We start from the raw sequence: 9275 nt of genomic DNA, 5'->3' as shown, positions 1-9275 counted from the left end.
GCGAATGTCATGAAAATTTCACAAGAACAGGCCTTCGCGCATGCTTCTCATGAGATCGGTGACCTTATCGTCGGGTTTTTCCCACAACATAATGCGCAATTCGGCCACGAGATCGCCTCTTCCACCTTCTTCGCGGGGCAGTCCCTGGCCGGGAATCCGGATGGTCTTGTCCGAGCCGGACCATGCGGGAATGGTAACGTTCAGCGGCCCGTTCGGTCCGTCGATGCGGGCCTCGGTGCCGAGCACCGCATTTTCGATGCTGAGCGGCAGCACGGCGTGCAGATCGAAACCGTCGACTGTGAAGCGCGGATCGGGCGCGATGCGGATATTGACCACTGCGTCGCCGCGCTGCATGCCCGGCAGCTTGAAGCCCTGTCCCTTGAGCCGCACTTCGTGACCATCCGTCGTGCCTGCCGGCAACGCAAAGCCGATTTCGCGGCCCTCCGGCAGTGACGTTGTGATCCAGCCGCTCTTCAATACGTCGTCGATCGTGACCGTCGCCGTCGTCACCTCATCTGGGGCTTTTTCCAGGCCCGTATCCTTGGCGCCGGTGAAACGGCGGACCAGCGACGTCAGGATGCTAAGCGGCAGCGAAAGGTTGGCGCCGGCATTCGCCGCGCTCTCGCCGGGCTCTTCCTCGCCCTTGATATCGGCCTCGGCGGCCTCGCCATCCATGCGCTTGCCGGCTTCGGCCTGCGTCTGCTGGTTCTGTGTCTGTTGGGTTTGCGCCTGCCGGGCGCGGGGCTGCGCCTGGCCGCCTGCCGCAGCGCGGGCCTGAGCGCCGAAGATGCGATCGACTATCTCGTCGGCTGCTTCGCCTGTACCTGCCTGTTGCTTGGAGCCTTCGGCGGCCGCCTTCTGGGCGGCCCGTGCCAACTCTTCCATCACGCGCTCGGCATTGGCCTGCGCCGCCTTGGCGCGTATCGCCGCCTCGCGCGCAGCCTGCCGCTGCTGCATGATCGTCTGTTCCTGTTTCTTGGCTTCCGCCATCCGCACGGCGCTGTCGAACAGGCTGCGTTTGCGGGGGTCCTTCAGCGTTTCATAGGCGCGGCCGATCTCGGCGAACCGGGCCGTCGCCGTCGGGTCGCCCTGATTGTGGTCGGGATGGGCTGCCTTGGCCATGTTGCGCCAGGCCGCCTTGATCTCGTCTGCCGCCGCGTCGCGCTTGACGCCCAGAATTTTGTAAGGATCGCGCATGTCAAAACCGCCGGTGTTGCGATGCGGGAAGCCTTATCCTTGCCCGGCATCCCGAAACTCCAAATATCACTTGCGCGGCGCCACCCGCCGCAAAGGCAGGAAGAGCCACTCTCGACACTGATCGTGCGGCCGAGTTGCTAATCACTTCTTATTTCTGTGGAGAGATGTGGGGTGTTTTGTCGTAAATGGTTAGCTCTTTGCTAAGCATTCGCCCGAACAGGGCCGGATATTAACCTGTCGGCCGGCCCGATCAGCTTTCCCGTCGAAATTAGCTTTCCGGCTGGAATTAACTTTCCGGCTGGAAACTCAAGAGCTGCCAGTTGCCGCCGCCGACGAGGCACGTCTTGCCGTAGAATTTGGCGATGCCGACATAGGAATGCCGTGTCGTGCGGAACTGGCGGCAGACCTGGCCTGCTTCATTGTTCTCGACGATCGTCTCGATGACACCGGCGCTGCCCGTCGATGCGTTCGCCCAGGGAAGCGGCTGGCCTTCGAGCCTTTGCACGTCGGCCGAGGTCACGGCGTTGCGCACGGTCATCTCGTCGGAGAGCGTGTCCGTGCTCGGCGGTGTCTGCGGCACGGTGCCGGTTGCCACCGACCGGTCCACTTTGGCCTCGCTCAGAAAATCCATGCCGGTGCCAACGCAACCGGAAAGCGACAGCATCGCGACGGCCATGACGAAGAACGAACTGCTGCGTTGCCGCAGGCCCTTTGTATGGCGATTTGACTTTGCTATGACTTCCACCCTGCATCCTGTCCAGTTATCAAAAGCTGGGCGAGTTTTGAATAATCCGGGGCATTTGAGCTAATATGTCGGCAAACGAGTTAACAAGCGGTGACTTTACCGAAAGCGGCGAACCCTTCAAGCTTTTTGCTGAATGGCTCAGGGAAGCGGAGGCTTCCGAACCAAACGACCCGAATGCCGTGGCTCTCGCAACCGTCGACGAGGATGGTCTTCCCAATGTCCGCATGGTTCTCCTGAAAGGATTCGATGACGACGGATTCGTCTTCTACACCAATTTCGAGAGTCATAAAGGTCGCGAAATCTTGGGGCAGAAAAAAGCGGCCATGTGCTTTCATTGGAAAAGCCTGCGCCGCCAGGTGCGGCTGCGCGGTCCCGTCGAGATCGTGAGCGATGCCGAAGCGGATGCTTATTTCAAGACGCGTGCGCGCGGCAGCCGCATCGGCGCCTGGGCCTCCAAGCAGTCGCGTCCGCTCGAAAGCCGTTTCGCACTGGAAAAGGCCGTGGCTGAATATACTGCTCGTTATGCCATCGGCGACATTCCGCGCCCCGCCCACTGGTCCGGCTTCCGCATTCGCCCGACCTCGATCGAATTCTGGAAGGATCAGAAATTCCGCCTGCACGACCGCATCGAATTTCGCCGGCCCTCGCCGGAAGGTGAATGGACAAAAGTGCGAATGTATCCCTGAAGGTTAACGGCCCATGAGCTTCAGCGGTATGCCGGAGGCGAGTGCGGAAACGTAACGTCGCTTCTGATAGAAGCCATTGAGCGAAATGCGCGGCAGATAGGCGGTTCTGCCCGCCGCCGGCAATCCGGGTTGCGTGGTGACCGCGACAGCAAAGCCGAGTTTGCCTGATATGCGCGCCTCGCGGCCAGTCGCGGCATCCGGTGTACCGTAGGGATAGGCGATCGTAGCGGGACGGATGCCCGTCAGCGCCTCAACATAATCCGCCGAAACCTGCATCTCGATTCGCGCTTCGGCTTCCGGCAGGCGGGCAAGCGCGCGATGGCTGATCGTATGGGCGCCGAGCGCTGCGAGCGGACGTCTGGCGAGCCATTGCAATTCGTCGGGCCTCATCGCCAGATCTCGCACGATATCCGTCGGCTCGATGCCGGTTTCCCGCGCCAGCGTATCGATGGCGGTGACGGCATAGGCCTCGTCGGAGCGGTGGATGTAAGCGGCGAATCGGTCGAAGGCATCCCATTGCTGCCGCGGGCTGTCGAGCGCCAGCCGCTCCATGCCGCGGCCGAAATCGAAGCGGATTTCTCGCATCTGGCGCAGCAGCACGGCGAGCGTCTCCCACCAGATGCTGTGCGAGGCCTCGGCAAAACCCTTGGTGACGAACACCGTGAATGGCGCCCGGTGCCGCTCGAAGACCGGCAGCGCATGCTCCAGATTGTTGAGGTAACCGTCGTCGAGCGTGAAGGCCGCGAACGGTCGCCCGTCTTCAGGTTCCGCCAGCAGCGCCGGCACCGCATCGAGCGGTACGAAGCGATAGCCCTCCCGCGTCAAGCGCTGCAGCGCAGTGTCGAGAAAGCGGGGGGTGATTTCAAGATGCGCATTCGGCTCGAAGGCCTGGGGCACGTGCGGGCGGACATGATGCAGCGTGAAGACGACGCCGCGCCCACGCGCAGCTCGCATCAGGCCGGCAGAGGCGAGCAGCCAGGAGGCTTCCAGCCCGGCGCCGATCGCCGCGCGTTTTGCCAGTCGCTTCCATTGTCCCGTCATGCGGCGTTCGTCCCCTGCGTTCGCCGGAAGTTAGCAGGCTCGACTTAAGCCTTGCTGAATCCCGGAGCTGCACAGGTCTTTTTATGTCCGGTTAACCAAGACGATGAAAAGACTAGAAAAATGGTAGGCGTTGCCTCAAAGTCGCGCCAAACTTGCGGCTTCTGTCACATTACGGGACAAATGCCGGCCGTGTCGGGAGCCGGAGCATCAAGGGGAAGTGCATGAGAAAGCTTTTGGCGGCTGTTTTGACCGTGACGCTTGCCGTTTCGGCGCCTCTTGCTGCGCTTGCCGGCAGCGCTTCACTGGTTCTTGATGCCCGCACCGGCAAGGTTCTCGCCGCCGAAAACGCCGATACGCTGAACCATCCGGCGTCACTGACGAAGATGATGACGATCTATCTCACTTTCGAGGCCTTGAAGCGTGGCAAGATCGCTTGGGATACGCCGATCGCGGTGTCGAAATACGCCGCCGCGCGGCCGCCGACCAAGCTTGGCGTCAAGGCGGGCGGCACGATCACCGTGCGTGAAGCGGTCTATGGCATGATCGTCAAATCCGCCAACGATGCCGCCTCCGCCATGGCTGAGAAGCTCGGCGGCTCGGAAAGCGGCTTTGCCCGGATGATGACGGCAAAGGCCCGCCAGCTCGGCATGAGCCGCACCGTCTTCGTCAACGCATCAGGTCTGCCGGACAGCAGCCAAGTCACCACGGCGCGCGACATGTCGACGCTCGCAATCGCCCTGATGAAGAACTATCCGAACGAATACCGGCTGTTTTCGGTGGCAAGCTTCAATTTCCGTGGCCGCATCGTGCGCGGTCACAACAATCTCATGTACCGCTACCAGGGCATGGACGGCATAAAGACGGGTTACACCAATGCATCCGGCTTCAATCTCGTCAGTGCCGTGAAGGATGGCAACCGCCGGGTGGTCGGCGTCGTGCTCGGTGGCCGTACTGCCCGCAGCCGCGACGACAAGATGGCGGCATTGCTCGACCGTTATCTCGGCCGCGCTTCGTCTTCCGGCGTCGCCGGGCTGATGGCGAGCGTCGGCGCCAAGGAATCCGTTGAAGTCGCGTCCGCCGCCGATGCTTCCGATGCTCCGGTGCCGCTGAACGCACCGCGCTCGGCCGGCAAGGCCGAGCCGAAGAACCTCGCCCCCAAGAGCCTGGCGGCAAACAGCCTGGCCTATGCCGACGATGCCGTCGTGCCGCTGGACCGTCCCGCCGCAATGGACGAGATCCTGGCGGCCGGCAAGGCGCCGAAGACTTCGGCAGAGAAGGCTGATGGAAACTGGCAGATCCAGATTTCGGCCGCGCCGAGCGCCGATGCGGCGCGCGCGCTTCTCGCCCAGGCGCAGTCGGAAGGAGGCGCACCGCTCGTTTCCGCCTCGCCCTATACCGAGGCGGTCGGGCAGGGGGCAAACAAGATCTACCGCGCCCGCTTCGTCGGCTTCGCCAGCAAGGACGCTGCGGAGTCGGCCTGCGATGCGTTGAAGCAGCGGTCTTACGATTGCATGCTGCTGCCGGACCACGGCTGACCGCCGCCGCGCTCTGGACAATCATCGGGAATCAGCGTTCTCCTTCACAAACAAAAGGAGAACATCCATGTTGCGCCGTCTCGCCGATCAGTTCGAAAAATCATCCTCTGTCCATGTCGCCGCCAACGGTATCGAGCGCGACGCAGACTGGTTTCTCCTGAAACTGCAGGAGGAAATGGGCGAGCTGACGCAGGCATGGAACCGGCTGACCGGCCGCGGCCGTGCGAAGGGCCGCTCAGCCGAAGACATGCAGCGCGACCTCGCCGACGAGACCGCCGACGTTCTCGGCCACCTCCTGCTGTTCGCGCGCCGCAACGACATCGACCTTGCCGCCGCAATCGAGCGGAAGTGGCTGTTTCAGCCCGGCGCAGACGTCGGAAATTGAGCGTAAAGAGTAAAAGTGCCCGCGCTTTTGAAGGCGAATAGCCGTCGATAGCGATGCAACACGACAATGTGGATCGAGCGGCTATATTCGAGGCGTTTTCAGAGCTTCGAGTCAGCCGACCTTATACCGGTAGAACTTGCTGTCCACCGCCATCAGCGGGAAAGAGCGGGGCAAGGCGCTCTTGGCGATCTCGGTAAAGCCGTTCTTCTCGTAGAAGCGATGCGCGGCGACGAACTTGTCGGTTGTGCCGAGAAAAATGTCGGTGAGGCCGGCGTCCCTGGCATGGGTGAACAAGCGATCGAGAAGCCGCGCCGCCACCCCGTGCTCGCGGCCGCGAACTTCGGCTGAGACGAACATCTTGCGCAGCGCCGCCTGACTGTTGCCGATGTCCTTGAGCCCGACCGTGCCGACGACGGCGCCGTCCTTGACGGCGACCCAGAACTGACCTTTGCCGGACTGATAGAAATCCGGGATGACCCTCAGATCCGGCTGCGCATCGGCGGTGATATCGATGCCGAACTCCTCGCGCTGGATCGGCAGGATCACCGACAGCACGGCATCCGCGTCATCAACGGCAAAGGGTCTGATTTCGATGTCCGCCATCAGGCTCCTCCCGCCTCAGGTCTGCGTGCCGCCGACCGTCACCTGATCCATGCGCAGATGCGGCTGGCCGACGCCGACCGGCACCCATTGGCCGGCCTTGCCGCAATTGCCGATGCCGGTGTCGAGTTTCATGTCGTTGCCGATCATCGACACCCGCTTCATCGCATCCGGCCCGTTGCCGATCAGCATCGCGCCCTTGATCGGCGCGCCGACTTTGCCGTTCTCGATGAGATAGGCTTCGGTGCAGCCGAAGACGAACTTGCCGGAGGTGATGTCGACCTGGCCGCCGCCGAAGGAGACGGCATAAATGCCCTTCTTCACCGAGGCGATGATTTCCTCAGGCGTCTTGTCGCCACCGAGCATATAGGTGTTGGTCATGCGCGGCATCGGCACATGCGCATAGCCCTGGCGGCGGCCGTTGCCGGTCGGCGCCATGCCCATCAGCCGGGCATTCTGTCGATCCTGCATATAGCCGACGAGCTTGCCGTTCTCGATCAATACGTTATAGCCCGACGGCATGCCTTCGTCGTCGATGGTGATCGAGCCGCGACGGTTGTCGATCGTGCCGTCGTCGACGACGGTAACACCAGGAGCGGCCACCATCTGGCCGAGAAGGCCGGCAAAGGCCGACGTCTTTTTGCGGTTGAAATCGCCTTCCAGCCCGTGACCGACTGCCTCGTGCAGCATCACGCCTGGCCAGCCGGAGCCGAGAACCACGTCCATCGTGCCTGCCGGCGCATCGATCGCTTCGAGGTTGACGAGCGCCTGGCGCAACGCCTCGTCGGCGCCGTACTGCCAGCTGCCTTCGGCGATGAAATCGCCGAAGCCGATGCGCCCGCCACTGCCGTAGGAGCCGCTCTCCTGCCGCTCGCCTTCGCCAACCACGACCGAAATGTTGATGCGTGTCATCGGCCTTATGTCGCGAACGCGGTGCCCGTCGGCCCGCAGGATATCGACGACCTGCCAGCTCGCCGCGACCGAAGCCGTTACCTGGCGCACCTTGTCATCCTTGCCTCGAAGATAGGCGTCGATGTCCTGCAGGACCTTGACCTTCTCCTCGAAGCTCGGCTGGCCGATCGGGTTCTGGTCGCCGTAGAACTTCTTGTTGGTGCCTTGCGGGGCGGCGGCATAGGTGCCGGAATAGCCGCGGGTCACCGCGCCGACCGCATCCGCCGCCCGCTTCAGCGCCGAGACGGAAAGATCGCCCGCATGCGCATAACCGACAGCTTCGCCGGCAACCGCGCGCAAGCCGAAACCCTGTTCGGTGTTGAAGCTGCCGCCCTTCAGCCGGCCATTGTCGAAGGTCAGTGCTTCTGCCTGAGCATGCTCGATGAACAGCTCGCCGTCATCGGCGCCGGAAAGCGCCTCGGCGACGAGGCCGCGCATCGTGGCTTCGTCGGCATCGAAAAGCGTCAGGAGATCGGTGGTCATGGTTTTCTCCGGCTGAGTATCAAAATTCATGGCTACCCTTAAATAGGGTCTGATTTAAGGGAGAGTGAAGGCCTGCCAGAGAATTATCCTTTGCGCGGGCGGACAACCTATGCAGGAATGGGATGCCCGTCACGGGGAACTTGGCCTGATTTGCATTCCGTATTCTTCTTGCCGATGGCATATAGTGATTTGTTCGGGGGCAATCCTTGTTAGGATTTATGAGGCGCATTTTCTGCGGAGCCGCTCTGGCTTTGCTATTTCCAGTCGTTGGTCTGACTGCAGATAACTGGCTTGAAAAAGTCTTCCCCGACCCCGAGGACTGTCTGTCGCAGACGGGGAATATATTCTTCAGTTTCGACGAGGGGAAACTGGTTGTGATGGGTTTTCCGAATGCCGAAATCGAAGAGACAGTTAAAAACAACATCGCTTCCGCAGATGTGGTTTTGAAGGGACAGTGCAAAGGCGGTGCGGCGCTTGATCAGCTTAGGCTGAAGACGGAAGGAAGTTTTTTCGGAAATCAATATTTCGGATTCGAGGTGCCGGTCTCGGGGTATTCGAACGGAGGATGCGATTCATCCGCATCGTATTCGATCCTCTTTAGAAAGCCAGCGGTTGCTGTCAGGGGCGAAATCGAAAAGCAAACTGGCAAGAGGCTGGAAATATATTCCCCCAGCAGCCCGCGTACCGGCGATGTAGACGAGATGCCCGGGTACATATTCGACCGGGGCGATCGCAGCGAATACGTCTGTAGCTTTGCTGAATCGAATTAGCCCCACCTCACGGCAGTGCGTCGAAGCCTTCGGCGAAGCCCTTGAGGTCGACGGGGATGCCGATGCCTTCTTCCGGCGTCTGGAAGACGATGAAGGTCGCCTGGGCGCCGCTGCGGAAGGTCTTCAGCAGTTCGTCCTCGAGCACGACTTCGGCATAGCAGCCGTCGGCGAAGCAGCGCACGAAATAGGCGCGGCCGATATCCTTGCCGTCGACATTGAGCCCGAGCCCGTTCGGCAGGAGCACGCCGAGGGGGGCCAGCACGCGCAGGATCTTCGACTTGCGGTCGGCCGTCTTCAAGACGACGACGGAAAGGCCGACCTCCGGCCGATCCTCGGCGATGACGTTCTGCATCAGCGCGCATTGTTCGGTGGAGGCACCCGCCGGCTTGTCGCAGACGACCGACCATGCGCCGTGGTTGGATTTCACCGTGCCGGGCGCCTGCGGTTGCGTCTGGCCGGGTGTCACCTGTTCGATATTCGGGCTGGCCGGATTCGGATTGATCGGCGTCGGATGTTGCTGGGCGGGAGCCGGAGCCGGCGCGGAAGCGGGCGGCTTGGCCTGTGACGGCGTGGGTTGCTGTGCGAAAACGGGCGTCGTCGCTGCGGCCGCGATGCTGGCAGTCACGAGAAGCGACTGCGCGAGGGAACGGAAACCCATGGAAACCTCTGGATATCGAATCATTGCGGCTATTGTTGAAGCTGCCCACCAAAAATGAAAAGCCCCACCCCGTGAAAACCGGGGGACTGCGGCGGAAATTGGACCTTTCGGAAAGAATGTGCAGCACTCGGATTGGCCGGAAAGCTGATTTTTCATATGCTGATGAAAAACTTGGGGTGTTTTGCCGTTCTGGCCTGCCTACACTTTGAGCAAAAATGCCGCAT

10 protein-coding genes are annotated in these 9275 nt (G+C 61.7%); 4 read left to right on the top strand and 6 right to left on the bottom strand.

The window, feature by feature from the left end; translation table 11 throughout:
• Positions 1 to 18 precede the first annotated feature (18 nt).
• Together EFB14_RS15230 and EFB14_RS15225 are read right to left on the bottom strand one after the other, a co-directional pair.
• On the bottom strand, positions 19 to 1197 hold the full coding sequence (locus tag EFB14_RS15230; protein ID WP_126826528.1) for a DnaJ C-terminal domain-containing protein: 1179 nt from the start codon (positions 1195 to 1197) through the stop codon (positions 19 to 21).
• Positions 1198 to 1483: 286 nt separating this feature from the next.
• Positions 1484 to 1942 (bottom strand): RT0821/Lpp0805 family surface protein, encoded by a 459-nt coding sequence (locus EFB14_RS15225; RefSeq protein ID WP_125843972.1) that lies wholly within the window; start codon positions 1940 to 1942, stop codon positions 1484 to 1486.
• Between the two features lie 65 nt (positions 1943 to 2007).
• Here EFB14_RS15225 and pdxH point away from each other — a divergent pair, with 65 nt between their 5' ends.
• Positions 2008 to 2628, top strand: a complete 621-nt coding sequence (gene pdxH / locus EFB14_RS15220; RefSeq protein WP_125843973.1) for a pyridoxamine 5'-phosphate oxidase — start codon at positions 2008 to 2010, stop codon at positions 2626 to 2628.
• A gap of 3 nt (positions 2629 to 2631) precedes the next feature.
• Here the strand turns inward: pdxH and EFB14_RS15215 are convergent, their stop codons facing one another.
• Positions 2632 to 3669, bottom strand: coding sequence for a polysaccharide deacetylase family protein (locus EFB14_RS15215; RefSeq protein ID WP_125843974.1), 1038 nt, complete (start codon positions 3667 to 3669; stop codon positions 2632 to 2634).
• A gap of 221 nt (positions 3670 to 3890) precedes the next feature.
• On the opposite strand from EFB14_RS15215, the gene EFB14_RS15210 reads away from it, so the two are divergent.
• Both EFB14_RS15210 and EFB14_RS15205 read left to right on the top strand, forming a co-directional pair.
• Positions 3891 to 5204, top strand: coding sequence for a D-alanyl-D-alanine carboxypeptidase family protein (locus EFB14_RS15210; protein ID WP_126826525.1), 1314 nt, complete (start codon positions 3891 to 3893; stop codon positions 5202 to 5204).
• Positions 5205 to 5271: 67 nt separating this feature from the next.
• A complete protein-coding gene (locus EFB14_RS15205; protein WP_125843976.1) occupies positions 5272 to 5589 on the top strand; it encodes a nucleoside triphosphate pyrophosphohydrolase family protein in 318 nt (105 codons plus the stop codon).
• Positions 5590 to 5700: 111 nt separating this feature from the next.
• Here EFB14_RS15205 and EFB14_RS15200 read toward each other — a convergent pair whose 3' ends face one another.
• Both EFB14_RS15200 and tldD read right to left on the bottom strand, forming a co-directional pair.
• Positions 5701 to 6192, bottom strand: a complete 492-nt coding sequence (locus EFB14_RS15200) for a GNAT family N-acetyltransferase (protein ID WP_125843977.1) — start codon at positions 6190 to 6192, stop codon at positions 5701 to 5703.
• 15 nt (positions 6193 to 6207) lie between these two features.
• Positions 6208 to 7623, bottom strand: a complete 1416-nt coding sequence (tldD, locus tag EFB14_RS15195) for a metalloprotease TldD (RefSeq protein ID WP_126826522.1) — start codon at positions 7621 to 7623, stop codon at positions 6208 to 6210.
• 218 nt (positions 7624 to 7841) lie between these two features.
• Between tldD and EFB14_RS15190 the strand changes: the two genes are divergently transcribed.
• Positions 7842 to 8393: a hypothetical protein gene (locus EFB14_RS15190; RefSeq protein ID WP_126826519.1), complete on the top strand. Its 552-nt coding sequence runs from the start codon at positions 7842 to 7844 to the stop codon at positions 8391 to 8393.
• Between the two features lie 7 nt (positions 8394 to 8400).
• Here the strand turns inward: EFB14_RS15190 and EFB14_RS15185 are convergent, their stop codons facing one another.
• Positions 8401 to 9075, bottom strand: a complete 675-nt coding sequence (locus tag EFB14_RS15185; RefSeq protein WP_183604857.1) for an invasion associated locus B family protein — start codon at positions 9073 to 9075, stop codon at positions 8401 to 8403.
• Between the last annotated feature and the right edge of the window lie 200 nt (positions 9076 to 9275).

The sequence above is a fragment of the Rhizobium fabae genome (genome assembly GCF_003985135.1).
GTDB classification, from domain to species: domain Bacteria; phylum Pseudomonadota; class Alphaproteobacteria; order Rhizobiales; family Rhizobiaceae; genus Rhizobium; species Rhizobium pisi.
This window is presented reverse-complemented; position numbering and strand designations above follow the sequence as displayed.